22 protein-coding genes and 2 pseudogenes are annotated in these 24,757 nt (G+C 63.4%); 11 read left to right on the top strand and 13 right to left on the bottom strand.

Annotated features, from left to right (window positions below; genetic code table 11):
* Positions 1 to 6 precede the first annotated feature (6 nt).
* Positions 7 to 894 carry a CPBP family intramembrane glutamic endopeptidase gene (locus VR71_RS04815; protein ID WP_045681690.1) on the bottom strand — a complete coding sequence of 296 codons (888 nt, stop codon included), beginning with the start codon at positions 892 to 894 and terminating at the stop codon, positions 7 to 9.
* Positions 895 to 991: 97 nt separating this feature from the next.
* Here VR71_RS04815 and ilvD point away from each other — a divergent pair, with 97 nt between their 5' ends.
* The 4 genes from ilvD to VR71_RS04795 all read left to right on the top strand — a co-directional run bounded on the left by ilvD (position 992) and on the right by VR71_RS04795 (position 4,626).
* On the top strand, positions 992 to 2,749 hold the full coding sequence (ilvD, locus tag VR71_RS04810) for a dihydroxy-acid dehydratase (protein WP_009817998.1): 1,758 nt from the start codon (positions 992 to 994) through the stop codon (positions 2,747 to 2,749).
* Positions 2,730 to 3,356, top strand: coding sequence for a hypothetical protein (locus tag VR71_RS04805; RefSeq protein ID WP_296429877.1), 627 nt, complete (start codon positions 2,730 to 2,732; stop codon positions 3,354 to 3,356). Before ilvD ends, VR71_RS04805 begins: the two co-directional genes overlap by 20 nt.
* Before the next feature lie 120 nt (positions 3,357 to 3,476).
* On the top strand, positions 3,477 to 4,235 hold the full coding sequence (locus tag VR71_RS04800; RefSeq protein WP_045681688.1) for a DUF6478 family protein: 759 nt from the start codon (positions 3,477 to 3,479) through the stop codon (positions 4,233 to 4,235).
* 13 nt (positions 4,236 to 4,248) lie between these two features.
* Positions 4,249 to 4,626, top strand: coding sequence for a hypothetical protein (locus VR71_RS04795; protein ID WP_045681686.1), 378 nt, complete (start codon positions 4,249 to 4,251; stop codon positions 4,624 to 4,626).
* Between the two features lie 251 nt (positions 4,627 to 4,877).
* On the opposite strand, the gene VR71_RS04790 is transcribed toward VR71_RS04795, so the two are convergent.
* From VR71_RS04790 to hutG, 11 genes are all read right to left on the bottom strand, one after another.
* The gene (locus VR71_RS04790) at positions 4,878 to 5,585 is read right to left on the bottom strand and encodes a CDP-alcohol phosphatidyltransferase family protein (RefSeq protein WP_045681683.1); all 708 of its coding nucleotides are present in this window, start codon (positions 5,583 to 5,585) and stop codon (positions 4,878 to 4,880) included.
* An 86-nt stretch (positions 5,586 to 5,671) separates the two neighbouring features.
* A complete protein-coding gene (locus tag VR71_RS04785) occupies positions 5,672 to 6,259 on the bottom strand; it encodes a cytochrome P460 family protein (RefSeq protein WP_009818003.1) in 588 nt (195 codons plus the stop codon).
* Positions 6,260 to 6,640: 381 nt separating this feature from the next.
* The gene (locus tag VR71_RS04780) at positions 6,641 to 7,561 is read right to left on the bottom strand and encodes a tyrosine recombinase XerC (RefSeq protein ID WP_045681682.1); all 921 of its coding nucleotides are present in this window, start codon (positions 7,559 to 7,561) and stop codon (positions 6,641 to 6,643) included.
* A complete protein-coding gene (locus VR71_RS04775; RefSeq protein ID WP_045681680.1) occupies positions 7,558 to 8,265 on the bottom strand; it encodes a DUF484 family protein in 708 nt (235 codons plus the stop codon). The genes VR71_RS04780 and VR71_RS04775 overlap by 4 nt, the downstream gene beginning before the upstream one ends.
* 83 nt (positions 8,266 to 8,348) lie before the next feature.
* Complete coding sequence (locus VR71_RS04770; protein WP_296429876.1) at positions 8,349 to 9,020, bottom strand: class I SAM-dependent methyltransferase; 672 nt, start codon at positions 9,018 to 9,020, stop codon at positions 8,349 to 8,351.
* Positions 9,017 to 11,050: a TRAP transporter permease gene (locus VR71_RS04765; protein WP_045681676.1), complete on the bottom strand. Its 2,034-nt coding sequence runs from the start codon at positions 11,048 to 11,050 to the stop codon at positions 9,017 to 9,019. The genes VR71_RS04770 and VR71_RS04765 overlap by 4 nt, the downstream gene beginning before the upstream one ends.
* Positions 11,051 to 11,129: 79 nt before the next feature.
* Positions 11,130 to 12,143, bottom strand: a complete 1,014-nt coding sequence (locus tag VR71_RS04760) for a TAXI family TRAP transporter solute-binding subunit (protein ID WP_045681674.1) — start codon at positions 12,141 to 12,143, stop codon at positions 11,130 to 11,132.
* Positions 12,144 to 12,286: 143 nt separating this feature from the next.
* The gene (locus VR71_RS04755; protein ID WP_045681672.1) at positions 12,287 to 14,503 is read right to left on the bottom strand and encodes a TRAP transporter permease; all 2,217 of its coding nucleotides are present in this window, start codon (positions 14,501 to 14,503) and stop codon (positions 12,287 to 12,289) included.
* 2 nt (positions 14,504 to 14,505) lie between these two features.
* Positions 14,506 to 14,973 carry a DUF1850 domain-containing protein gene (locus tag VR71_RS04750; RefSeq protein WP_296429875.1) on the bottom strand — a complete coding sequence of 156 codons (468 nt, stop codon included), beginning with the start codon at positions 14,971 to 14,973 and terminating at the stop codon, positions 14,506 to 14,508.
* Complete coding sequence (locus VR71_RS04745; RefSeq protein WP_045681668.1) at positions 14,970 to 15,938, bottom strand: TAXI family TRAP transporter solute-binding subunit; 969 nt, start codon at positions 15,936 to 15,938, stop codon at positions 14,970 to 14,972. The genes VR71_RS04750 and VR71_RS04745 overlap by 4 nt, the downstream gene beginning before the upstream one ends.
* Positions 15,939 to 15,957: 19 nt before the next feature.
* Complete coding sequence (hutG, locus tag VR71_RS04740; protein ID WP_045681738.1) at positions 15,958 to 16,755, bottom strand: N-formylglutamate deformylase; 798 nt, start codon at positions 16,753 to 16,755, stop codon at positions 15,958 to 15,960.
* Positions 16,756 to 16,867: 112 nt separating this feature from the next.
* On the opposite strand from hutG, the gene VR71_RS04735 reads away from it, so the two are divergent.
* The 4 genes from VR71_RS04735 (at position 16,868) to VR71_RS04720 (ending at position 21,692) form a co-directional block, all read left to right on the top strand.
* Positions 16,868 to 18,235, top strand: coding sequence for a formimidoylglutamate deiminase (locus VR71_RS04735; RefSeq protein ID WP_045681665.1), 1,368 nt, complete (start codon positions 16,868 to 16,870; stop codon positions 18,233 to 18,235).
* Positions 18,232 to 18,936, top strand: a complete 705-nt coding sequence (locus tag VR71_RS04730; protein WP_296429874.1) for a GntR family transcriptional regulator — start codon at positions 18,232 to 18,234, stop codon at positions 18,934 to 18,936. The genes VR71_RS04735 and VR71_RS04730 overlap by 4 nt, the downstream gene beginning before the upstream one ends.
* 90 nt (positions 18,937 to 19,026) lie before the next feature.
* Positions 19,027 to 20,580: a trimethylamine methyltransferase family protein gene (locus VR71_RS04725; RefSeq protein ID WP_045681663.1), complete on the top strand. Its 1,554-nt coding sequence runs from the start codon at positions 19,027 to 19,029 to the stop codon at positions 20,578 to 20,580.
* A 77-nt stretch (positions 20,581 to 20,657) separates the two neighbouring features.
* Positions 20,658 to 21,692 carry a hypothetical protein gene (locus VR71_RS04720; RefSeq protein WP_045681661.1) on the top strand — a complete coding sequence of 345 codons (1,035 nt, stop codon included), beginning with the start codon at positions 20,658 to 20,660 and terminating at the stop codon, positions 21,690 to 21,692.
* Here the strand turns inward: VR71_RS04720 and VR71_RS24645 are convergent.
* Positions 21,693 to 21,848: pseudogene (locus VR71_RS24645) on the bottom strand (ureidoglycolate lyase); the annotation flags it as partial.
* On the opposite strand from VR71_RS24645, the pseudogene VR71_RS24640 reads away from it, so the two are divergent.
* The 3 genes and pseudogenes from VR71_RS24640 to VR71_RS04710 form a co-directional block, all read left to right on the top strand.
* Positions 21,836 to 21,919 (top strand): annotated as a pseudogene (locus VR71_RS24640) (hydroxyisourate hydrolase); the annotation flags it as partial. The pseudogenes VR71_RS24645 and VR71_RS24640 overlap by 13 nt on opposite strands.
* Before the next feature lie 53 nt (positions 21,920 to 21,972).
* The gene (locus VR71_RS04715; RefSeq protein ID WP_040650563.1) at positions 21,973 to 22,785 is read left to right on the top strand and encodes a TIGR00282 family metallophosphoesterase; all 813 of its coding nucleotides are present in this window, start codon (positions 21,973 to 21,975) and stop codon (positions 22,783 to 22,785) included.
* A 147-nt stretch (positions 22,786 to 22,932) separates the two neighbouring features.
* Entirely contained in the window at positions 22,933 to 24,711 is a 1,779-nt protein-coding gene (locus VR71_RS04710) for an SLC13 family permease (RefSeq protein WP_040651403.1), read from the top strand.
* Positions 24,712 to 24,757 lie beyond the last annotated feature (46 nt).

Here is a 24,757-nt window from a genome sequence, read left to right as displayed (position 1 = left end):
ATGCAATCAGCGGCGCAGGGTGACGCGGATGGCGAGCCAACCGCAGACAAGGATCAGGAGATCGAGCGGCATCATCGCCCAGAGGGCGTCGATATTGTCCACGCCGAAGGGATAGGCATAGAGCGCCAGACCGTCGAATTGGCCGCGCGGGGCGGCGATCATGATGGCGCTGAAATTATTGATGAAATGCAGGGCCGTGGCTGGGCCGAGTGTGCCTGAGCGGGCCGTGAGGTCAGCGGCGGCGAGACCGAAAGCCGCCGCCCAGGCGACGACGATCCAGGCGTTGGGACCAAAGCTGACGGGATCGAAATGCAGCATGGCAAAGCAGAGTGAGGGCAGCACCATCCAGATCAGGGGCGAGGAGAAGCGTGCGGCAAGCTGGGTCTGGAGATAGCCGCGAAACACCAGTTCCTCGGCAAAGACCTGAAGGAAGAGGCCCAAGAGCGCGAGCGGCAAGAGCATCAGCCAATGACGCGGCGTGAGGTTGGCAACCGGGTCCATCCCCTCGGGCATGGGCAGAAAGAGCAGCGCGCCGTAGAGGAGCAGCATGACACCCATGGCGCGGCTGAATTGATGCAGCGCGAGGGTGCGGGGGCCGATGATGCTCCAGATTCCGCGCCGGTGAACGAGGCGCAGGGTAAGGCCAAGCGCCACGATCAGGAGGCCAAAGACAAAGAGGTTGATCAGCACGCCTTGGGGGTTGGAGGCGGTTTCAATTCCCGGTGCGATCTGGGCCCATGCCTCGGGGCCAAAGAGTAGGGGCAGCAGCGACGCATAGCCAAAGCTGAGCGCCACAAACACCGGCACGCCGAGGGCGATGCCCGCCAGAAGGCGGGCGGGATGGGACGTCGCGCGGGCGGGACCAACGAGGAGTTCATGGGCGGCATATCTCATGCGCGCAAGCTATAGGCAGGGCTCAGGCGTTGCAATCGGCTTGCCCCCGCCGCGCCGCTGGCCTAGACCGATTTCAGCAAATTTCGGGAGGCCCCTCATGACCAAGTTCGACAAAGCCAAACTGCCCAGCCGCCATGTGACCGAAGGACCGGAGCGCGCGCCGCATCGGTCCTATTACTATGCCATGGGCATGACCGAGGCGGAGATCCATCAGCCCTTGGTCGGAGTGGCGACCTGCTGGAACGAGGCGGCCCCCTGCAATATCTCGCTCAACCGTCAGGCGCAGGCCGTCAAGGGCGGCGTGAAAGAGGCGCATGGCAGCCCGCGCGAGTTCACCACAATCACGGTGACGGACGGCATCGCGATGGGGCATGAGGGCATGCGCAGTTCTCTGGCGAGCCGCGAGGCGATTGCCGATACGGTGGAATTGACCATGCGCGGCCATTGCTATGATGCGCTGGTGGGGCTGGCGGGCTGTGACAAATCCCTGCCGGGGATGATGATGGCGATGGTGCGTCTGAATGTGCCGTCGGTGTTCATCTATGGCGGGTCGATCCTGCCGGGCAAGGCGCCGCAGGTCGAGGAAATCCCGGCGGATTTCCGCAGTCGCGATCTGACCGTGCAGGATATGTTCGAGGCCGTGGGGCGGCATCAGAACGCCGAGATGTCCGACAAGGCGCTCGATATGCTGGAGCGGGTGGCCTGCCCGTCGGCGGGAGCCTGTGGTGGGCAATTTACTGCCAATACCATGGCCTGTGTGTCCGAGGCGATCGGTCTGGCGCTGATGAATTCCTCGGGCATGCCCGCGCCCTATGAGAGCCGTGATCAATATGCCGAGGCCTCTGGCCGGGCGGTGATGCAGCTCCTGGAAAAGAACATCCGGGCGCGCGATGTGGTGACGCTCAAGAGTTTGCAGAATGCGGCGCGGGTCGTGGCCTGCACCGGCGGCAGCACCAATGCTGGTCTGCACCTGCCCGCCATTGCCCATGAGGCGGGGATTGATTTCTTTCTTGAGGATGTCTGCGACATCTTCCGCGACACGCCCTATTTCGTCGATCTTAAGCCGGGCGGGGCCTATGTGGCCAAAGACCTTTATGACGCGGGCGGCATCCCGGTGGTGATGAAGGAATTGCGCAAGGCGGGGCTGATCCATGAGGATTGCATGACCGCGAGCGGGCGCAGCATCGGCGAAGAGCTGGATCTGATCGAGCGTGTGGCCGATGGCAAGGTGATCTATCCGATTGAAACGCCGATCACCAAGACCGGCGGCGTTGTCGGCCTCAAGGGCAATCTGGCCCCGACGGGTGCGATTGTGAAGGTCGCGGGGATTGCGCCCGAGCATCAGGTCTTTACCGGCCCGGCGCGGGTGTTTGAGTGCGAAGAGGATGCGTTCGAGGCGGTCAAGGCGCGCAATTACAAGGAGGGCGAGGTGATCGTCATCCGCAACGAGGGTCCGGCAGGCGGCCCCGGCATGCGTGAAATGCTGTCGACCACGGCGGCGCTCAGCGGTCAGGGCATGGGCAAGAAGGTGGCGCTGATCACCGATGGCCGGTTCTCGGGCGCGACGCGTGGCTTCTGCGTGGGCCATGTCGGCCCCGAGGCGGCGCATGGTGGGCCGATTGCCCTGATTGCCACCGGTGACATGATCACGATTGACGCGATCAAGGGTGAGTTGTCGGTGGATCTGAGTGACGAGGATCTGGCCGCGCGCAAGGCCGCGTGGGCCGGTCCGCGCGAGACGATCTATGCCAGCGGGGCGTTGTGGAAATATGCGCAATTGGTGGGCGAGACCTACAAGGGCGCTGTGACCCATCCCGGTGCGGCGTTCGAGCGGCATGTCTATATGGACCTCTGAGCAGGGCCGGGTCCGGGCGCTGGCCGCCCGGACCTTGCTCGGGCTGGGGATGATGGCCCTTGCGGGCTGTCTCGCCGTGCCTGCGGGTAAATCCCAAGCGTTGAGCAAGGTGGCGTTCTACGACGCTGAGGTGGTGGTGACGGGGCCGCGCGGCTATTGCGTGGACGGGGCCAGCCTGCGACGTGGCGCATCGGGTAGTTTTGCCTTGATTGCCAGTTGCGAGAGCCTGACCGGAACGGCGGGCGTCTATGTCGAACCTGCGATAATGACGGTCTCTGTCTTGCCGCGCACGGGACCGGTGCAGCAGCCGGACGCGCAGACAATGGCGCGGGCCTTGGCCCCGGCTGAGGTTCGGCGTGCCGAGGATCGCGACGGGATTTCTCTGGTGCAGGTGATGCAGGGTGGACAAGAGGTCCTGCCGGGGGGCGACCCGGTGCATTGGCGGGCTGGTATGGTGATCAACGGGCATCTCGTGGGGCTCGCGATCTATGGCCCTGCGGGAAGTGTCGTGACGGGGCCGGCGGGACGCGAGATGCTGCGCGACCTCGGAGAGGCGCTGCGCGGGGCAAGCCCGGAGCAGGTGAGTGCGCCCAAGGCGGCGTCCTGACCTGAGTACCCTCGCCTTTTGAGTGGATTGTTTCCTGTTTTGAATTAATGCTATGCAAAGATCCGGGACATAGAATTCGGCACTGTTTCGCGTGCGAAGTTTGGCAAGGGTGCGCTCTGCATGAAATTACTGGATGTGTTGACACATCGGCACAGCCTGCGCAAATGGCGGCAGGCGGCGCGCAATGCCCCGATGATGGGGTTGGCCGAATTGCGACGGGCCCGGGCCCGTGCGCGCAAACTTATCTACTCGCTCAATGAGGTGATTTCGATTGCCGACAACCGGCTGGCGCTGCCGATGATCGGCTCGAATTCCTTTTCCCGCCCGCATGGCACGGATTGGGCGTGGCGGCCCGAGTTGTGGCGCGAACCGTTGCCGGTGCCGGGCATGGCCTCGGTCCGGTCCAAGTCGATGCTGGGGCGCGAGGTGACGTTGTTTCACGATTGCGCGCGATCGGAGCTGTGTCTGCGGCAGTTGCGCAACAGCCGCGAGGCGGATCTGGCCCCCTACGGTCTGCGGATGGATGTGTTTGCCTTTGACGGATCGTTTCTGTCGGTGGTGCTGGATTTCCCACAGCAGGCGGTGAACGGGCTGACCAAGCGACATCTCTTGCGGATGGATACGATTGTGGAGCTGGAAAAGCCGCTGGAGATCTTTGCCCGGTTGAATATCAAACACGGGCCGAATACCGAACAGATCGTGCGGGAACTGCCGCTGAATGCCGAGGAAATCATGGTCGAGTTCGATCTGGCCTATTCCAATCTCAATGAAAAGCGGGTGGAGCGGGCCTGGGTCGACCTTATTTTCGAGAATCCACAGATGAGCCAGCTTGTGCTGCGCGATGTCACTTTCAGCCGCCGCCCGCGCGCGGATCTGTAACAGGGAAGCAGCGATGAACGAGGTGACACTGACCAAGACGCGGCTCTTTGAAGGGGTTTGGGAAGGGGTGCTGACGCGGGCAGGCGAGGGTGATTTCACGCCTGACATCGAGGTCACGCATCAGCAAGAGCCGGTGGCGGGCGTCGAGGTGACGTCCAAGCCGGACGAGCAGCTCTGGGTGGTGCGGGTGCCGGTTCCGCTTGAGAAGATTGCTGACGGGGTTCAGACATTCGTGATCCGCGACCGGAAGAGCGGTGAAGTCCTCGAAAGTTTTGCGCTCTTGGCGGGGGATGTGCTGAGCTATGACATCCGCGCCGAAATGGCGCTGTTGCGTGAGGAGTTGGATCTGCTCAAGCGGGCGTTTCGGCGGCATTGTCTGGATACGATGTAGGGGGCGGTTTTGGCTTTAGATGGCGTTGTTCGCAAGGGGTGAGCCGCGCGATTGCTGGGCCGGGGACGAGCGATGCAACGGCGGCAACTGCCACTTTATGCCTGCAAAGCCCGTATAAGTTCAAAGCGTTACACGGCTTTTCAGAATCGCTAGGCCGCGGGATGGCCCAGCGATCGCGCGGCGCCCTTCGGGCTTGATTCCGCGCGTAGGCGCTTGGGACCAACGTCTGCAACTGGCCCAACATCAACCGCTCAAACCCGGTCAAGGTCGCCTTTGCGTGGAAAGACTTGCTGCGCGATGCCGGCAAAGAGCAGGTAGACGCTGGTGACGACAAGTCCCCAATGCGCCCAGCTTTGCGGATCGAAATGCACCCATGCCGCCCAGCCCGCGAAGAACGTCCAGGCCAGCGCCATCGGCAGGGTCAGCCAGCGCCAGCGTTCGGTGCGCACCGGATGCACGAATTTGAGCGGCAGGAACATTGCCACCGCCAGCACCACGACGAGGGCCAGAATGACCCAGAAATTCGGCTCCAGCGCGAAGAGCACCAGCACGAGCATGTTCCAGCAACCGGGGAAGCCGGAAAAGGAATTGTCCTTGGTCTTCATCCGTGTGTCCGCGAAATACATCGCACTGGCAAAGGTGATCACGATGATCGCCACCCAGCCGGTCCACCCTGGAAGGAGATCGGATTTGAAAAGCGCGAAGGCTGGGATGAAGACATAGGTCAGATAGTCGATGATGAGGTCAAGCAAGACACCGTCAAACTCTGGTGCATTTTGCTGAACGTCATATTTGCGCGCCAGTGGACCGTCGATGCCGTCCACCGCAAAGGCTACCACCAACCAGAGGAACATCAGTTCCCATTTCAGGTCGATGGCCGCCAACATAGCGAGCATCGCGAACACCGCGCCGGTGGCTGTGAAAAGGTGAACAAGAAGGGCGCGCATCTGAGGTGTCATGCGGTTCTAATGACGCAGAGATTGCGGATTTGCAAAGAAAAAGCCCGGCCCCACGCGGGGACCGGGCGCATTTTTCCAGGCCTTGCTCAGTTTGCGAGCCGTACCTCTTCGAGCGGATAGGCCAACATGTCCTGCGCCTCCCATGCGACGTGGCAATCGTGGCAGAAGCTCTGCTTGAATTTCATCGGCTTGCCGTCCGGCTGAAGGCCGCCATAAACCCAATCATTGGTCTCGGGCACGCTGCCGGCCTCGCCCTTGGTCATGATGAAGAGCGGGCCGGGAACGGCGGCCTTTTTCTTGGCGCTGATGGTGATGCTTTCCTTGGCCAGCACGGAGCCTACGGGCATGGTGACGCCCTCGTCTGCGTATTTCAGATATTGCTCGGCCGCGATGTCATTGGCGAAGGTATAGAGCAGGCGGTTGCCATGAGCCCCCGCAACGGCGGGACGGGTCGAGGATACGGTCCAACCGCGATAGGCAGCCGCCACCGCGTTGCCTTCTTTGGCATAGCCTGCGGCCAAGTCATCCTTGATGCAGGCGTAAATCTCTTCGATGGCGGCGGCCTCGAGGGCAAAAGGATCCTCGACATCGACCGGGCAGTCGGCGGCATGGGCGGTTTGACCAAGTGTCAGGCTGGCCATAAGGGTCGCTGCGGCGAAAAGCTGGCGTTTCATAGTTAAAATTCTCCATTTCATTCACGAGACACGCGGGTTATCCGCGCGGAGCCTCGCATGATTCCGCTGTAATTGAACTTAACTATTGCGTGAGGCGGGGTGAGTTGTCGTGGCTGGTTTGGGGCTGGTTGCGGACATTGGCCCCGAGTGAGGAGCCGCGCGGCGCCCGTCTGCCGGGTGGGCGCTGTAACGGCACCGGCTGGCACTTATATGCCTGCCCAATACTTTGGCGTTATCAAGGGATTACGACGTTGCAAAAGCGCCCGCCCGGTGGGGCGGACGGGCGCTGCGCGGCGGCGCTCCGCGCCTTGATTCCGCGCATTGGAGAATGAGGCTAACGACAGCAACAGGCCAAACCCCGCCAGCCATCATCGCCTCACCCTAGCCGCGTCCCTGTGGATGGGTGCGGGCGTAGACCTCCATCAGGCGGGCGGTGTCGACGCCCGTGTAGGCCTGGGTGGTCGAGAGCGAGGCATGGCCCAGGAGTTCCTGTATCGCGCGCAGATCGCCCCCGGCATTCAGCAGATGCGTGGCAAAGCTGTGGCGCATGGCATGGGGGGTGGCGGTGGCGGGCAAGCCAAGCTGGGCTCGGGTCTGTTCCATCACCTTCTGGATCAGGCGCGGGCTGAGTGCGCCGCCGCGCGCGCCTAGGAAAAGCGGGCCATTGCGCGGGATGTCATAGGGGCAGAGGCGGGCATATTGCGTCACCGCCGCGCGGGCAGGCTCGATCACCGGCACCAGCCGTTCCTTGCCGCCTTTGCCGAGGATGCGCAGCACGGTGCCGATGGGCAGGTCGGCCCCGGTGAGGCCGAGCGCTTCGGAGATGCGCAGACCGCAGCCATAGAGGAGGGTCACGACCGCCTGATCCCGAGCGGCGATCCATGGCGTGAGGCTTTGCACCTCCAGCCTGTCGATCATCTCGGAGGCGGCCTCGGGCGAGAGGGGGCGGGGCAGTTTGCGCTGAAACTTCGGCGAGCGGGTCGAGAGGACGGCGGTGGGTTCAAACCCCTCGCGCTCGGACAGCCAGCGGTAGAAACTCTTGACCGCAGAGAGTTTGCGCGCGAGCGAGCGGGGTCCGACATCGCCGCCACGGGTATGGGCCATCCATGCGCGCATGTCGGAGGTGGTGATGCGAGACAGAGCGCCCAAGCCTTGGGTTTCGCCGTGATGCTGCGTCATGAAACGCAGGAAGTCGCCGACATCGCGGGCGTAGGCGTCAATCGTATTGGCGGCGGCCCCCTTGAGCGCCTTTTGCGCGGCCAGCCACGCCGCAAGGGCGTCGCGGGCGGCGGGCGAGATCATGACAGCCAGCGGCGCATGGTGCGCTCGAAAACTCCTGCGAAAAAGGCCAAGAGATCAGTGCCCTGTTGCGGGCTGAACTGATGTGGGTCTTCGGCCCCCATGGCGAGCATGCCGGGCAGGCGGTCTGCGCCGAAATCGAGCAGAAGGCAGGCCTCGGAGCGCAGATAAGGCGCTTCGCGACCATAAACGCGCATGTCGCCCTCGTCGATCTGGCGCAGGGTGACTTGGCGGGTGGGCACGTTGCGGCTGCCGGTGAGGTAGGTTTTGATGAAACCGGGTTCCGCGACCGAAAGCACATCGCCCAAGCGGCGGACCGCAGGGTCATTGTCGTTTTGCACCGATTCGAGCACAAGGCGCACCGCGTCAACGCGCAGGATATGCGCCACTTCGCCGCCGAGATCCCGAAGGAAGGTCTCAAACTCGATGGGATCGAGCATCCGCAGGATGGCGCGGTGGACCTGATTGGTGCCGGCGAGGTTCTCATAGGCGGCGGCGATCACCGAGCGATGCGTGTCCTCGAGCCGGTCCAGACGCGCCTCAAGACGGTCCATCGCGATGCCGCGCAGGTCGACGATATTGCCGCCCATCGCCCGCTCGTTGGCGGCGATCAAGGCGCGCATAAGATCCTGATCCTCAAGGATAAGATCGGGTTGCGCGATGATATGTTCGCGCAGCGTGTCGTTCATCTCAGGCTTGCTACTCATTCTTGCCTCTTGCGGGTTTGTGGCACCTTAGCAGATGCAGAATTATTATGCCGCAAGAAAATGCGCGGGTGGCGGGTGGCGGGTCAGCGGATCGGCTGGGCGGTGTAGAGCACCTGACCGCGCGGCAGGCGCAGCGGGTTGCGCGCGGCCTGCCAACCGGTCATGCGGGCCATATGGTCCACATCCTCGGGCAAGAGGTGATAGGGCGGGCGGATGTCGTGGGTGACGACCCCGTCGGGCTGGCGATAAGCGGTGGCGGCCTGTGCGGCGTCGGGGGCGAGGAAGACGGTGAAGAACAACCCCTCGAGCCGATCAAAACGGCGCAGGTTGGTGAGGGCGCGGCGCAGATGCGCCATGGGCAGATGCGGAAAGACCGCGAAGGCGATGGCGTGGGTGATGCACCCCGGCACGCCGGGATAGTCAAAGCGGGCGTCCTCGATCAGGTGATCGGGGCTGAGGCGCGCGGGGTCGGTCAGTTCTGCGGCATGGCCCGCGAGCAAGAGCGCGCGCGACGCATCGGTGGCCCAGTAATGCCCCGGATCGAGATAGGGCACGGCCTTGCATCCAAGGCGCAATGATCCCGCGCCGATGTCCAGCAAGTGATGGTGCGGCAAGAGGCCCGCATCGCGCAGCAGGGACATCTGGACCCGCCCGGTTTCGTCCCACCGACCGCCCACCACGTCGCGGTGCCGCCCGGCGGCTATCGCCTCGGCGTGAAAGCCGGCGACATCATAGGGGTTCTGCGGGGTCTTCATCGAGGCAGGGCCGCGCCAAGGCGCGCCTTGCGCCATTGCAAGAAGAGGATGGGTGACCAGAGCAAGAGGCCGATCGCCATGGTGATCAGCCCGGGCGCGATGAAGAGGAGCGAGGTCAGCCCCACCGCCCACCGCTCCCATCCGCGCATCGGGGCGAGCAGATAGCCGGAAAAGGCCGCCCCCAGCCCGCCAATCCCCAGCATCGCGCCCGCAAGGGTGATGCTAAAGGCGGACCATGTGAATCCGTCTGTCACCAATAGGAGGGCCGGGGAATAGACAAAGACGAAGGGCACCAGCGCCTTGGCGATACCGAGGCGAAAGGCGGTGTTGCCGGTGCGAAACGGATTGGCCCCGGCGATGCCCGCCGCCGCATAGGCTGCGAGCGCCACAGGTGGCGTGATGTCGGCCAGAACGCCGTAGTAGAAGACAAAGAAATGCGCGACGATCGGTTCGACCTGCAATTGGGCAAGGGCGGGCGCTGCGACGGCGACGAGGATGATATAGGTCGCAGTCGTGGGGATGCCCGCGCCCATGATGATACAGGAGACGGCGATCAGGATCAGCGAAACGAAAAGCGCCCATTGTTGCAGGGTGAAGTAACTCAGGAGCCAGATTTCGCTGAGCATCGCGCCCATGTCGGTCGCGGTCTGCACGACCACATAGCCCAGACGAAAGCCGACGCCGGTCAGGGTGACAACGCCTACGACAACGCCCACAGTGGCGGCGGCGGCCCCCACTGCCAGCGTGTTGCGCGCGCCATCTGCCAGTGCCTGCCACAGATCGCGCAGCTTCAGCCGGTTGACCGGGTTGAGAAAGCCCACCACGACGCAGGCGATGATGCCATAGACCGCGGCGAAATCGGGGGTCTTGCCGCTGAGGATGAGGTAGACAAGGATGCCAAGCGGGATGATCGACAGCCAGTGCTGGCGCAGCACCAGCCCGGCCTTGGGCAGTTCATCGGCGCGCAGCCCGCGCAGGCCCAGCTTGCGCGCCTCAAGATGCACCATGATGAAGATGCCGAAGTAGTGCAGCAGGGCCGGGAAAAGCGCCGCCGCGAGAATGTCGCGCAACGGGATTTCCAGATACTCCACCATGATAAAGGCCGCAGCCCCGAGGATCGGTGGGGTGATCTGGCCGCCCGTTGACGCGGTCGCCTCGACTGCGCCTGCAAAATGGGCTGGATAGCCCACGCGCTTCATCGCCGGGATGGTGAGTGCGCCGGTGGTCACGGTATTGGCGATGGAGGAGCCCGAGATGGTCCCCATGAAGGCCGAGGAAAAGATCGCCACCTTGGCCGGGCCGCCCGCGTAGCGCCCTGCGATGACCATGGCGAGGTCGATGAAAAGCTGGCCAAGGCCGATGCGCGTGGCCAGCACGCCAAAGAGGATGAAGAGGAACACATATTGCGCCATGACGCCGATGGCGATGCCGTAGATACCTTGGTTGGTCATGTAGAGGTGATTGATCAACCCTTCCCAACTGGCCCCGCCATGTTTGAGCGCGCCGGGGGCGTAGGGGCCGAAAATGGCGAAGGCCACGAATATGAGCGCGATGATCGGCAGGGTCGGCCCGACCGATCGGCGTGTGGCCTCGAGCGTCAGCAGAAAGAGCGCCGAGCCCATCAGCACGTCGAGGTCGGAGGGGTTGCCGACCCGGACCGAGACCGCTGCGGGCGGCAGCAGTGGCAGATACATCGCCGCAGCCACCGCGAGACTGGCAAAGATCAGATCGAGGAGCGGCACGCCCGACAGCCGATACCAGGTGGCCGGGGGCAGGTTGGTGCTGGTGCTACGCCGCCACGAAAAGAGCAGAAACACGAGGCCCAGCACGAAGGAGAGGTGAATCCCCCGGTGCAGCAATTCGCGCACAAGGCCAAAGCCCGATGCGTAGAAATGATAGGCCGACATCGCCACAAGGCAGATCGAGACCAGAATGGCGATGCTACGTCCGGTGGGGCGAAACGCCAGTTCGGGATCGTATTTGCGTTCGATCTCGTGCAGCTCTTCGGCGGTGAGTTCGGGATCGGCCATGGGGTCTGTCCTGCTCTGGAAAGCAAAAAGCCCGGCCACCGAGATGCGGCGACCGGGATTGTATGTCAGGCGGGGCGGGTCACTTGATCAGTCCGGCCTCTTTGTAGAAGCGTTCGGCCCCGTCGTGCAACGGCACGCCCACGCCGCTGATTGCGGTGTCGAGGGTGATCGTCGTGCCCTTGGCATGGCCGACGTCGAGCAGGATGCGCGAATTTTCATTCCAGAGCGCCTTGGTGATTTCATAGATCAGATCCGGGTCTTCATCGGCAGAGGTGAACCACTGGGCGCCGACCGAGACGGTGTCGGTGGCCCCGATCCCTTCGTAGACACCTTCGGGGATCGCGCTTTGCGAGAAGAAGTTGTATTTGCCGGTCAGTTCCGCCGCGCCGTCGCCTGCGATGGGGACGAGCTTGATGTCAGCCGCAGAGGCCAGTTCCACAAGGGAGCCTGCCGGATAGCCTGCGACGACAAAGAAGGCGTCGATCTTGCCGTTGCGCAGGGCCTCGGAGGCGGCATCGCCCTTGAGCGCCTCGGCGGTCACGTCATCGACCGAGAGGCCATTGGCCTCGAGGATGAGACCGGCATCGACATAGGTGCCAGAGCCCGGTTCGTCGAGCGAGACGCGCTTGCCCGCCAGATCCTTGACGCTTTCGATGCCGCTGTCGGCGAGGGCGACGAGGTGGATATGCTCGTCAAAGAGCGCCGCGATGGTGCGCAGTTTCTCGGCGGGGGGCTGGCCCTCCATCGTGCCGGTGCCGGTATAGGCCCAATAGGCCACGTCCGACTGGGCAAAGCCGGAGTTGCGCAGGCCAGACATGATTGCGTTGACGTTGTCCACCGATCCGCGTGATGACACGGCAGAGGCGATCAGGCCCTCGACGCCGCAGCTTCCGCCCTCTTCGCAGGGGCGCGATCCGGGGGGTTTGGAGATGGCATTGGCGATGACACCGCCCACCGGGTAATAGGTATAGGCGGTGCCGCCGGTGCCGATGGTAAAGAACTTGAGATCCTGCGCGACGCTGCCCGTGGCCAATCCGACCACGAGAGCAGCCCCGACGAAGAGGCTGCGCGCCCCTCTGGCAAGGTGTTGCATGACTATCTCCCTGTGTTGGCAGGGCGCAATTCTGCGAGTGCCCCGCTTTTGATCCGGCATTCGCGTGGGATGCCTGCGATGAGGCTATGCAAACCGATCCGCCAAGGCAAGGCCGTGCTGCGGATCGGTTTCAGGGGCGCGCGTCAGGCGCTGGCCAGATGTCGTGCCTTTTGTGCGTTGCTCCAGAGGATGCCCAGAACGATCGTCGAGCCAATGGCGATCACGGTCACGTCATGCGCCACCAGCATCAGCCCGGCAATGCTCAGCACCCATTTCTGCCAGCGGGCGATGCTGGTTTTGAAGAACCCGATATAGGCTACAGAGAGTGCGATGATCGAGAGCACGCCAGAAGACAGCGCGAGGGAGAAATCCCACCATGTGAAGTCGATGAAGAGCAGCGAGGGCGCATAGATGAACATCATTGGAACCAGCGCCTTGCCCATAGAGAGGCGGAACGCGGTCATGCCTGTGCGCATCGGGTCCGACCCGGCGATGCCCGCCCCCGCATAGGCCGCCAATGCCACAGGTGGCGTGATGTCGGCCAGAACGCCGTAGTAGAAGACAAAGAAATGCGTGGCCAGAAGAGGAACGCCCAACTCCTGAAGCGCTGGCGCTGCGATCGCCGCGAGGATGATATAGGTGGGAGTGGTGGGGATCCCCGCGCCCATGATGATACAGGCAATCGCCACAAAGATCAGGGCGAAAAACAGGGTTGTGCCGCTCTCGGACAAGAAGCCCAGCGGATCGAGCAGCGCCACGGCCGTGCCCATCCATGCCGCCGCATCGAGCACAGCGCCCGAGAATTTGAACCCCATGCCGGTGAGGGTCGTCACGCCGAGAATGAAGCCGACGCAGGCGCAGGCCGCCGTGATGGCGATGGACTGCTGGGCCCCGCTTTCGAGCGAGTCCTTGAGCTTGCGCGGGGTCAGCGCGCTGCTGGCATCCATGCGTTTCCCCAAGCCCACGGTTTGCAGGATCAGTGGGATGAAGGAGCAGCCGATGGTCAGGATGATGCCCCAGAAGGCCGCGAGGAAGGGGGTGAATTTCATCAACAGGAGCGTGACCATCGTCACCAGCGGGATGAAAAGGTGCCAGGATCGCACCAGCACATCGAGAAATTGCGGCAGTTTGTCCGGCTCAATCCCTTCGAGATTGAGGCGCTTGGCCTCGAGATGCACCATGAAGAGGGTCGAGAGGTAGTGGAAACAGGCCGGGATTATGGCAATCAAGATCAGTTCGTTATAGGGCACGCCCAGCATTTCCGTCATCACGAAAGCCGCAGCCCCCATGATCGGCGGCGTCACCTGTCCGCCGCAACTGGCTGAGGCCTCGGTCGCGGCGGCAAACTGTGGCGAAAAGCCCTTGGATTTCATCATCGGGATGGTGAAGGCACCGGTGGTCACGGTATTGGCGATGGGCGAGCCGGAGATCATGCCGAAAAAGCCCGAGGACACCACCGCCACCTTGGCCGGCCCGCCGGAATAGCGCCCGGCGACGATCGAGGCGAGGTCGATGAAGAGTTGCCCCAGCCCCGATTTCTGCGCCAGAACGCCGAAGAGCACGAAGTGAAAGACAAAGGTCGCAACCACGCCGATGGCGATGCCGTAGATGCCTTCGGTGCCGAGATAGAGGTGATTGACCAGACGGATGATGTTGTAGCCGCGATGCGCCAGATCCCCCGGCAGGTAGGGGCCAAACACCGCGTAGAGCAGCGCCAGCGTGCCGATCACGGGCAGCACTTCGCCCATGGTGCGGCGCGCGGCCTCGAGCACGATGATGATGGCGAACAGCCCGAGGATGTAATCGAGCGGCTGTGGAAAGCCGACGTTCTGAATGAAGATCGTGTCGAAAAAGACGATCAGATAGAGCGAGGAGGCGCAGCCGATGATGGCGAGCGGCCAGTCCACGATGGAAGGCCGGTCGCCATGTCCGCCCAGCCCGTCGATGGGCAGGGCTGTGAGGCCAAGCAAGAGGCTGAGACCGATCAGACCCCAGCGGGCGGCACCCGGAATCTGGTCTGACAGCGCATTGGCGAGTTGCAGTCCGAGAAAGACGTAGAACGCCGCAAAGGCCAGCCCGAAGCCCCAGGCGCGCAGCGGCCGCTCGGGGCGCATGCGCGGGAAGAGCAGGAACACCAGCGGCATGATAAAGCTCATGTGCACCGAGCGGTGCATCACCTCGTTCAGAAGGCCAAAGCCCGAGGTGTAGATATGGAACAGGCTGAGCACGATGCAGGCGAGCGCCACCACCTGTCCGGTGATCCCGCCGAGATTGCGAAAATTGGTCTCGTTGTCATATTTGCGAACCAGCGCCTCCATCTCTGCTTTGGAGAGGCCGGTGTCGGGTGCGGGGTGTGTCATGGTCAGTCTTCCTTGCAGTCGGGCGACAGGATTTCGAGCGGGGTGGCGGGCCACCGGGTCAGGTCAATCATTTGGTCGCCCACAATCAGGCGGTTTTCGTGTTCGGGCGCGGTGCGCAGGATCAGCCGGGGCACCGGGCGGTCCAGCGGCAGGACCATGGCCCCGTCCCGCTGAACCCAGCCTTTGCCGTCATAGGCCATACCGGGGCCATGCGCGACAAAGCGTTCCTCGGTCTGCACGATCCCGCCATCCGGAGTTATGATGTAATCCGCCTCGACCGGGGTCAGGCTGACGGAATGCCGCCATTTGAGGGTAAAGGCCTGCGCGGGCAGGTCGATCCGGGTTTGGCCATCGCGCACCCCGACCACCGCGAGCATTCCGTTGGAACAGGCGCGGGGGGCTTGCGAGCCCCCCGCACATAATATGACCGCTGCCAGCGCGGTCAGTCCGCGCCAGCCGGTCCGTGTCACTTGATCAGGCCTTGTTCGCGGTAGTAACGTTCTGCACCCGGATGCAGCGGGATCGAGATCGATTCCAGCGCCGTTTCCAGCGAGATTTGCCCGCCCATCACATGCACCTGCGCCAGTGTCTCGGTGTTCTCATAGAGCGCCTTGACCATCGCATAGGCGATATCCTCGTCGAGATCGGCATGGGTGGCCCAGATCGCGCGCACGGCGAGGGTTTCGACATCCGCGTCAATGCCGCGATACGAGCCTGCGGGCAGGATCGCGCTGGCGTAGTAGGGTTGCACCTCTTGCAGTTTGGCAATCGACGGGCCGGTCAGCGGCACGACGGTGATGTCATGGCCGTTGGCCAGTTCGGTGATCGACGAGGTGGGCGTGCCTGCGGTGATCAGCGAGGCGTCGAGATTGCCGTCCTTGATCTTGTCCGCCGACTGGGCAAAGGACGAGAAATCCTCGGACACCGACTCGCGCGTCATGTCATGCGCGGCGAGCAGATCGCCCAAGAGCTGCCACTGGCCAGAGCCGGGTGAGCCGGAGGACACGGATTTGCCCGCCAGATCGGCAAAGCTCGCGATATTGGCCTCTTTGCGGGCCACAAGCTGCACGGTTTCGGGATAGAGCGAGCCGAGGGCGCGCAGATTGTCGGCGCCATTGCCTTCGAACTGGTTGGTGCCCTTGTAGGCGGCGTCGAGGATGTCGGCGGCGACAAAGGCGGTCTCGATCTCGGATTTGGCCAAGAGACCCGCGTTGGCGACCGAGGCATTGCCGGTTTCGGCGGTGGCTGAGATGCGGCGGCCTTCGAGTTCGGCGGTGTTCGAGATCAGCTGTGCCAGCATGCCGCCCAGCGGATAATAGGTGCCGCCGGTGCCGCCTGTGGCGATGCCGACAAAGACGCGGTCCTGTGCCGTGGCCGGGGCCGCGAGGGCCACAGCCGACAGCGCGAGGGCGCAGAGGGATTTGGTGAGTTTCATTCGGATCGCTCCTTGTTGGTTAATCGGTCGTGAGGGTCGTATCGGTGGGATCGAGCGCTGCGATGTCGCGCAGCATCGGTCCCAGCACGGCGCGCAGCCGCGTGGCGCGGTCCGGGTCATAGGCCCAAGGGGGCGCTTCGTGCATGTAGGTGGCTTGCGCCAGTTCCATCTGGATGGCGTGAAATCCAGCCTCGGGGCGGCCATAATGCCGCGTGGTCCAGCCGCCGCGGAACCGTCCGTTGGTGATGGTCGTGTAGCCGGAGGCGGCGGTGCAGTGGCGCTCTGCCAGAGCGGCGAGGGCCGGTGCGCAGGTTGTCCCGTTATTGGTGCCGATGTTGAAATCCGGCAAGCGTCCGTCGAAAAGAAAGGGAATTTCCGATCTTATCGAGTGGCAATCATAGATAAAGACAAATCCATATAGCGCATGGATGCGCGCAATCTCGGCGCTGAGGGCGGCGTGATAGGGCGCGTGAAACTGCGCGAGGCGCTGGGCGGTGTCGGCCTCGGTCGGGGGCGTGGTCCAGAGGGGCGTGCCGTCGAAATCCGTGAGCGGCACCAGCGTTGTGGTGTTCTGACCGGGATAGAGGCTGGCACCCGAGGGGTCGCGGTTGGCGTCGATGACATAGCGATGAAAACGGGCCGAGACCACGCTCGCCCCCGGCACGAGGTCAGCATAGAGCCGGTCGATATGCCAATCCGTATCGCTGAGGCCGCGCCCGGTCTCGTTGAGCTGCGCCGAAATTTCTGGGGGCAGGTCGGTGCCCGCATGCGGAATCGCCAGCACGAGCGGGCTGTCGCCCGACTGGACCGAGACAATGCTGGTCTCTGCTGTGCTCGTGACGCTGTCCTGCACTTGGTTCTTTCCTTTTTGAGCTACCCGTGCCAAAAATATGATTAAGCATATTAACAGAGTCAAGGCGAAGATAGCGATGGAGCGGATCATTTGGGCGCGGCAGGCGCTCTTGCCCGACGGATGGGCGAAGAACGTATGTCTCAGGCTGGATGCGGAGGGGCGGATCGCCTCTGTCACACCCGATGCCGCGCCGCAGGGGCAGCAGGTGGATACGCTCTTGCCTGCGCCGGTCAATCTGCATTCGCATGCGTTTCAACGCGCCATGGCGGGGATGACAGAGGCGCGCGGGCCTGATCCGCGCGACACGTTCTGGACGTGGCGGCGGTTGATGTTCCGGTTTCTGGAGCACCTGACACCCGAGCATGCGCGCGCGATTGCCGCGATGGTGCAGATGGAAATGCTCGAGGCGGGATATGCCGCCATTGCAGAGTTTCATTACCTGCACCATCAGCCGGATGGCACGCCCTATGACGATCTGGCGGAAATGGCGCAGGGGCATTGTGCGGCGGCGGAAGAGACCGGCATCGGTCTTACGCTGTTGCCGGTGCTCTATCGCTATGGCGGGCTTGACCGGCGCGCGCTGGCGCCGGGACAGCGGCGGTTCGGCAATGATCCGGACCGATTCGCCGCGCTCTTTGACGCCTCGGTCAAGGCGGTGGCGGGCCTCAGCGCCGATAGCGGTATTGGCGTTGCGCCCCATTCCCTGCGCGCGGTGCAGCCCGAGGATCTGGCGTTTTGCGCAGAATTGGCGGGCGACCGGGTGATCCATATGCATCTGGCCGAGCAGGACGAAGAGGTGGTCGAGGTTGAGGCGGCGCTGGGCGCACGCCCGGTGACGTGGCTTTTGGAAAACGCGCCGGTGTCCGAGCGGTGGTGTCTGATCCATTGCACGCAGATGACCCCGGAGGAAACGACGGGATTAGCGCAGACCGGGGCTGTGGCGGGTCTCTGCCCGATCACCGAGGCCAGTCTGGGCGATGGGATTTTCGACGGGGCGCGGTATCTGGCGCAGGGCGGACGATTCGGTGTGGGAAGCGATTCCAATATCCGCATTTCGCTGGTCGAGGAATTGCGGGGGTTTGAGTATTCGCAGCGTCTGCGCGACCGTGGGCGCGCGGTTCTGGCCACACAGGCACAGTCGACGGGTCGTGTGCTGTGGGAGGGGGCCGCGACCGGGGGCGCGCAGGCGGCCGGGCGCGCAAGCGGTGCGATTGCGCCGGGGCTTTGGGCGGATTTGGTGGCGCTGGATGGGCAGCAGCCCGATCTGGCGGGGCGCGTGGGCGATATGACGCTTGATACGCTGATTTTTGCCGGCGATCACCGCGCCATCCGCGAGGTCTGGGCGGCGGGACGGCATGTTGTCCGAGAGGGGGCGCATGTCAACCGCGACGCGATTGTTGCACGGTTCCGCGCTGTCCAGCAGCAATTGCAGGCGCTGATGTGAGCGGACCTGGTTCCCGGCTGGAATGGACGGATATTCGCCGCGATCTTTTGGCGCGGATTCAGACGGGCGTCTGGAAACCCGGCGACAGCATCCCGCGCGAGGTGGAACTTGCGACGCAGTATGGCTGCACCCGTTCCACCGTGGGGCGGGCGCTGCGCGACCTGGCGACGGCGGGATTTCTGGAGCGGCGACGCAAGGGGGGAACGACCGTTTCCGCCAATCCGGTGCGCAAGGCCCCGTTGGAGGTGCCGATCATCGCCGATGCGATCCGCAAGAGTGGTAAAGTCGCGAGCTACCGGTTGTTGACGTGTCACATCGGGATGCCGCCGAGGGTGGTAAGTGCGCGTTTGGGATTGGGCCCAGCGGGTGCGGTTATGTTCGTCGCGGCGCTCTATCTTGCCGATGGCGTGCCGCACCAGTTGGAGCATCGCTGGCTTGTGCCAGCGGCGATGCCGGGGCTGGAGGCGGAGGTCTTGGAACGGACCCCGGTCGATGAATGGCTATTGCATAATGCCCCTTTGACGCGGGCCACGATCGAGATTGAGGCGATAGATGCCCCAAAGGCGGTCGCCGATGCGTTGCAGATGCCGGTGGGAGGGGCGGCACTTTTGGTCACGCGCCAAAGTTGGAGGCAGGCGCAAGTCATCGGATTGCTGCAGCTCTATCATGCGCCGGGGGTCAAGCTCTCTACTGCGATATAAGGTTTATGTCGCTTTCTGCAAAAGGGTTTCGCAAAACTGCAGGCCGCGCGGCTGTGGATGACCGACGATCTCTCTCAAAGGAGATCGCAGATGACCCTAGAAACAGCCCCCCGTATGCGCATCGGTGGACGCAGTGCCCGGCGCGCCATTCGCAGCGCCCCCAAGGTCGAGATGCTGCCCGGCCTGACCCGGACTATCCCCGTCTGTGAGGTGATGGACGGATCGCAGGTTGAACGGATCGACGCCGCCTCGATGGATATTCTCGAGAACGTCGGGGTGCAGTTCCGCGATCCCATCGCGCTGGAGGATTGGCGCAGGGTTGGGGCCAAGGTGGTGGGCGAGATGGTCTATCCCGACCGCGGCCTGATCCGCGACCTGATTGCCACGATCCCGTCGGATTTCACCTATCACGCCCGTGATCCGGGCAAGAACGTGCGCCTTGGCGGGCCGCATTCGATCTTTGTGCCGATGACGGGGGCGCCCTACTTGCGTGATCTTGACGATGTGCGCCGCAACCCGATGCTGGCGGATCTGGCGATGTTTCACAAGCTGAGCCACATGATGCCCGCGCTGCATTCGAGCGCGCACCATATCGTGGAGCCCTATGATCACCCGATCAGCCAGCGGCATTTGCGCATCACCTATTCGTCGATGAAATACTCGGACAAGACCTTTATGGGCATGACCACCAGCCCCAAGAACGCCGAAGATGTGATGGAGATGTGCGCCATCCTGTTTGGGGCGGAGTTCATGGAGCAGAACCCGGTGACGACGGGCAATTGCAACGGCAATTCGCCGCTGGTGTGGGACGAAACCATGTTGGGGGCGATGCGGGCTTTTTGCCGCCGCAACCAGCCGGTGCTCTGCTCGCCCTTTGTCCTTGGCGGGGCGAATACGCCCGCGAGCGTGCCCGCCACCGTGGCGCAGCTCAATGCCGAGGCGCTGAGTGCGCTGGCCTATACGCAGATCATCCGCCGGGGCTGTCCCGCGATCTATGGGCATTACCTGTCCACGGTGTCGATGAAATCCGGCGCGCCGATGGCGGGGACGCCAGAGATCAGTCTGATGAATTTCATGATCGGTCAGATGGCGCGGTTCTACGGCGTCCCGTGGCGCACGTCTAACACGTTGGGCGGGGCCAAGACGCTAGACGCGCAGGCGGGCTATGAATCGGCCACGACCCTCTCGGCGGTGATCCATGCCGGGGCGAATTACATCTGGCATTCGGCGGGCTGGAATGAGGCGGGGATGCATTGTTCGGTGGCGAAATTCGTGGTCGATGCCGAACAATGCGCCATGGCGTATCGCATGGCCGAGGGGCCGCAATGGGGCGATTTCGACGCGGCGCTGGCCGCAATCCCCGATGTCGGACCGGGGGGGCATTATCTGGGACATCCGCATACGCAGGAGAACTTCCAGACGGCGTTCTTTATGCCGGACCTCTTTGACAACAACTCGATCGAGCAATGGGTGGCGGATGGGTCCAAGGACACGACAGAGCGGGCGCTGATCCATGCGCGGCGGATGTTGGAGGGCTATGTCGAGCCGCGGCTTGATCCCGGTGTGAATGAGGCGCTGTTGGAGTATATCGCCCGGAGGGAACGGGAAATTCCCGCTGCTGACGCGCTCAATCAGGAGTATTGACGCCGCACTCTTGCGATTGCCCGCCTTGGCTCCGACGTGCTAGCGTGCCGAAAATAGAGGCAGGCAGCCCCCGGACCATGAAAAAGACGGCACTGACCAAATATCAGCGGCTTGAGGCGGCGGGCCTGTGGCGGGCAGAGCCGACAGCGCAGCGGGTCGATGTGGTCGTGTCAGTCGGCGAGGCGACGCTGACCATCACCGATATGCGCGACCGGGTGCAGGCACATTGGTCGATTGCGGCGGTTGCGCGCGCCAATCCGGGGCATCGGCCCGCGATTTATCATCCCGATGGCGACCCCGGTGAGACACTGGAGCTGGCCGAGAATGAAGACGAGATGATCGCGGCCATCGAAAAGCTGCGCGGCGTCGTGGAGCGTCAGCGGCCACGGCCGGGACGGTTGCGGTTTGTCGGCGTGCTGACGAGCCTTGCGGCGGTGGCGGCGCTCGTGCTGTTTTGGTTGCCCGGTGCGGCGCGGGACCATGCGTTGGGCGTGGTGCCGATGGTCAAGCGGGTTGAAATCGGTCAGGCGCTGCTGGGGCATCTGCAACGGGTGACGGGCCCGGTCTGCGATGGTCCGGGTGGGGAGGCCGCCTTGGCGCAACTGGCGCGGCGGTTGCCGCCCCGACGCGGTGAGGCGCGGTTCTTGATGGTGCGCGGCGGCATCGAGGGGGCGTTGCGGGTGCCGGGGGGTGTGGTCCTGATCAATGCCAATCTGGTTGAGGACCATACTGAGCCGGATGTGGTCGCGGGCCATATCATCGCCGCCCATCTGCGCGCCGAGGCGCATGATCCACTGGCAAAGATCCTTGAGGAGGGCGGACTGTCGGCGTCGCTGCGGCTCTTGGCGACGGGCGTGTTGCCCGATGATCTGTTGCGCGCGCATGCCGAGCGGTTGATGACCGAACCGCCCGAGCCGGTCGCAACAGAGGCGATGCTGGCCGGGTTTGCCCACTGGCAAGTGCGCGCACGGCCCTATGCCTATGCGGTTGATATCACAGGGGAGTCCACAGTCGAATTGATCGAGGCGGACCCCTATGCCGGCACCGCGCCACCGCCGCCTCTGCTCAGCGATGCCGATTGGCTGCGCCTGCAGGAGATATGCGGCGGCTGATCACGCGGACACGGTATAGGGCGCGTCGAACCAGTATTCTTCGAGATTTGCGCCCGGTCGGATCCGATCCAGAACGGCAAAGAGACCGGGGTCAGAGAGCGGCGTCAGCACTCCGTGCCAAGTGCCGCGATGCAGGGTGATCGCCTGTCCGGGTGACCGAGGCGTCGCATTACCATGTGCCGCTGTTGCTCTCGCCGTTTGGCTGTGCGACCTATCGCGGCAGGTGAGGCCGCGCATTGGCTCTTGCCCTTGGCGTGGCAGCGGCCTAACACCGATTTCCATGAAAATACTGTTTCTCGGTGATGTAATGGGGCGCGCGGGGCGTGCAGCGGTGGCGGATCGACTGCCCAAGCTGCGCGCAGCGTGGAAACTCGATTTCGTGGTCGTCAATGGTGAGAATGCCTCGGGCGGCATGGGGCTGACGGCGGCGCATGCCAAGGATATTTTCGCGGCGGGCGCGGATTGCGTGACGCTGGGCGATCATGCGTTTGACCAAAAGGACATGATGCAGGCGGCAGAGCGTGAAGGCGGGATCATCCGCCCGCTCAACTATGCCAAAGCGGCACCGGGGCGGGGACACCGCGTTTTCACCGACGGGCGCGGGCGCAAGGTGCTGGTGGCGCAGGTGTTGGGAAATGTCTTTATGCGTCGGGCCTATGACGATCCGTTTTCGGCGATTGATCCGATCCTGCGCATGCACCCTTTGGGCGGTGCCGTGCAGGCCGCGATTGTCGACATGCATTGCGAGGCGACATCCGAGAAAATGGCGATGGGCCATTTCTGCGATGGGCGCGCGAGCCTTGTGGTGGGCACGCACACGCATATTCCCACGGCGGATGCGCAGATCCTGCCCGGCGGCACCGCGTTTCAGGGTGATGCGGGCATGTGCGGCGATTACCTGAGCGTGATCGGCATGGACAAGGCCGAACCGATGCGCCGCTTTGTCACCGGCATGACCAAAGAGCGCTTTACCCCCGCATTGGGGGCCGTGACGGTGTCGGGCGTCTATATCGAAACCGATGATGCCACTGGGCATGCCACGCGGATCGAAATGGTGCGCCAAGGCGGGCGGTTGGAACAGGCGGGCCCCTGATCGGGCGGCATGCGCAACAAATGCAGGCAAACGACCACAGCTACCGATCCTGTTGTTCCTCTCTTGCGCGTGCCTGACAGATCACGCTTGCCGCGTCATTCGGGATCGTGGAAACTGGTGCGGGACCAGAAGAGGGCATAGTAAGTGATTGAGATTTTAGGCGTCTCCCAGACCGGACAGGCGGTGTTGACGCTGGTCGTCGTACTGGCGATGTTCGTGCTCTTTGTCCGCGAGGTCTATCCAACCGAAGTTGTGGCCATCGCTGGGGTGGCGGTGCTTTTGGCGCTGGGTGTCCTGCCCTATGGCACGGCGCTTGATGTCTTCTCAAACCCTGCGCCCTGGACGATTGCAGCGATGTTCATCGTCATGGGGGCGTTGGTGCGCACTGGCGCGCTGGATGCCTTTACGTCGCTGGCAGAACGGCAGGCCAAGGATAGCCCGCGTCTGGCCATCGGGATGCTTTTGCTGGCGGTTGTCGTCGGCTCGGCCTTTATGAACAACACGCCGGTGGTTGTGGTGATGATCCCGGTCTTTGTCCAATTGGCGCGCAGTCTCAAGATGCCTGCTTCCAAGTTGCTAATTCCGCTGAGCTATGCCGCGATCCTTGGGGGCACCACGACGCTGATCGGCACCTCGACCAACCTCTTGGTCGATGGTGTGGCCCGTGCGGCGGGCATGGCCCCATTCACGATTTTTGAGGTGACGCCGCTCGGTATCGTGCTGGTGCTCTGGGGGGCGATCTATCTGCGCTTTTTCGGTCCGTTTCTCTTGCCTGCGCGTGACAGCATGGCCGATCTCTTGTCGGACCGCTCCAAGATGAAATTTTTTACCGAAGCGGTGATCCCGCCCGAAAGCAACCTGATTGGCCGTGAAGTCACCGGGGTGCAGCTCTTTAAGCGCGATGGTGTGCGGCTCATTGACGTGATTCGGGGCGATCAATCGCTGCGTCGCAATCTGGTGGGGGTGACTTTGCAGGTGGGCGACCGGGTGGTGCTGCGCACGCAGATGACCGAGCTTTTGAGCCTGCAGCGCAACAAGAGCCTGAAGCGGGTCGATCAGGTCTCGGCGGTCGAAACGACGACGGTCGAGGTGCTGATCACGCCGGGCTGCAAGATGGTCGGGCGGTCCTTGGGCGCGTTGCGGTTACGGCGACGCTTTGGTGTCTATCCGCTGGCGGTGCATCGCCGCAATCAGAACATCGGGCGGCAACTGGATGAACTGGTGGTGCGGGTGGGCGATACGCTGCTGCTGGAGGGCGCGCCTGAGGATATTCAGCGCCTCTCGCGCGAGATGGAGATGGTCGATGTCTCGCACCCGTCGGCGCGGGCGTTCCGGCGTGGTCACGCGCCGCTGGCAGTGCTGGCGCTGGGGGGCATCGTGGTGCTGGCTGCGCTGGGCGTGGCGCCCATTCTGGCGCTTGCGGTGATCGCGGTGGCGCTCGTGCTCTTGGCGCGCTGCATTGATGCCGACGAGGCGTTTTCCTTTATCGACGGTCAATTATTGGCGCTGATCTTTGCCATGCTGGCGATTGGCGCAGCCTTGCAAGCCTCGGGTGCGGTGGAATTGCTGGTTGGGGGGATTGCGCCCACGTTGTCGGTGCTGCCGGGGTTCTTTGTGGTCTGGGCGATGTATCTCATGACCTCGTTTCTGACGGAACTCATCAGCAACAATGCCGTGGCGGTGGTGGTCACGCCGATTGCCATCGGGCTGGCGGATGCAATGGGGGTCGATGCGCGCCCCCTCGTGGTGGCGGTGATGGTGGCGGCGAGCGCCAGTTTTGCCACGCCGATCGGCTATCAGACCAATACGCTTGTGTACGGCCCCGGCGGCTATAAATTCACGGATTTCCTGCGGGTGGGCATTCCGCTCAACCTGAGTGTCGGGCTTTTAGCGAGCGCCTTGATCCCGCTCCTCTGGCCACTCTGAGGGCGGAGCGGCACGCCGTCTGGCAGGCGTCACGATAGGCGCGGCA

It is taken from the genome of Roseovarius sp. BRH_c41 (assembly GCF_000961715.1).
Lineage (GTDB): Bacteria > Pseudomonadota > Alphaproteobacteria > Rhodobacterales > Rhodobacteraceae > Roseovarius.
Note: the sequence above shows the minus strand (reverse complement) of the source record. Positions and strands in the feature narration are given on the sequence as shown.

Excerpts from the sequence above, each read along its gene's own strand:
- VR71_RS04815 (WP_045681690.1), bottom strand. The coding sequence starts at position 894 with ATGAGATATGCCGCCCATGAACTCCTCGTTGGTCCCGCCCGCGCGACG.
- ilvD (WP_009817998.1), top strand. The coding sequence starts at position 992 with ATGACCAAGTTCGACAAAGCCAAACTGCCCAGCCGCCATGTGACCGAA.
- VR71_RS04805 (WP_296429877.1), top strand. The coding sequence starts at position 2,730 with ATGTCTATATGGACCTCTGAGCAGGGCCGGGTCCGGGCGCTGGCCGCC.
- VR71_RS04800 (WP_045681688.1), top strand. The coding sequence starts at position 3,477 with ATGAAATTACTGGATGTGTTGACACATCGGCACAGCCTGCGCAAATGG.
- VR71_RS04795 (WP_045681686.1), top strand. The coding sequence starts at position 4,249 with ATGAACGAGGTGACACTGACCAAGACGCGGCTCTTTGAAGGGGTTTGG.
- VR71_RS04790 (WP_045681683.1), bottom strand. The coding sequence starts at position 5,585 with ATGACACCTCAGATGCGCGCCCTTCTTGTTCACCTTTTCACAGCCACC.
- VR71_RS04785 (WP_009818003.1), bottom strand. The coding sequence starts at position 6,259 with ATGAAACGCCAGCTTTTCGCCGCAGCGACCCTTATGGCCAGCCTGACA.
- VR71_RS04780 (WP_045681682.1), bottom strand. The coding sequence starts at position 7,561 with ATGATCTCGCCCGCCGCCCGCGACGCCCTTGCGGCGTGGCTGGCCGCG.
- VR71_RS04775 (WP_045681680.1), bottom strand. The coding sequence starts at position 8,265 with ATGAGTAGCAAGCCTGAGATGAACGACACGCTGCGCGAACATATCATC.
- VR71_RS04770 (WP_296429876.1), bottom strand. The coding sequence starts at position 9,020 with ATGAAGACCCCGCAGAACCCCTATGATGTCGCCGGCTTTCACGCCGAG.
- VR71_RS04765 (WP_045681676.1), bottom strand. The coding sequence starts at position 11,050 with ATGGCCGATCCCGAACTCACCGCCGAAGAGCTGCACGAGATCGAACGC.
- VR71_RS04760 (WP_045681674.1), bottom strand. The coding sequence starts at position 12,143 with ATGCAACACCTTGCCAGAGGGGCGCGCAGCCTCTTCGTCGGGGCTGCT.
- VR71_RS04755 (WP_045681672.1), bottom strand. The coding sequence starts at position 14,503 with ATGACACACCCCGCACCCGACACCGGCCTCTCCAAAGCAGAGATGGAG.
- VR71_RS04745 (WP_045681668.1), bottom strand. The coding sequence starts at position 15,938 with ATGAAACTCACCAAATCCCTCTGCGCCCTCGCGCTGTCGGCTGTGGCC.
- VR71_RS04735 (WP_045681665.1), top strand. The coding sequence starts at position 16,868 with ATGGAGCGGATCATTTGGGCGCGGCAGGCGCTCTTGCCCGACGGATGG.
- VR71_RS04725 (WP_045681663.1), top strand. The coding sequence starts at position 19,027 with ATGACCCTAGAAACAGCCCCCCGTATGCGCATCGGTGGACGCAGTGCC.
- VR71_RS04720 (WP_045681661.1), top strand. The coding sequence starts at position 20,658 with ATGAAAAAGACGGCACTGACCAAATATCAGCGGCTTGAGGCGGCGGGC.
- VR71_RS04715 (WP_040650563.1), top strand. The coding sequence starts at position 21,973 with ATGAAAATACTGTTTCTCGGTGATGTAATGGGGCGCGCGGGGCGTGCA.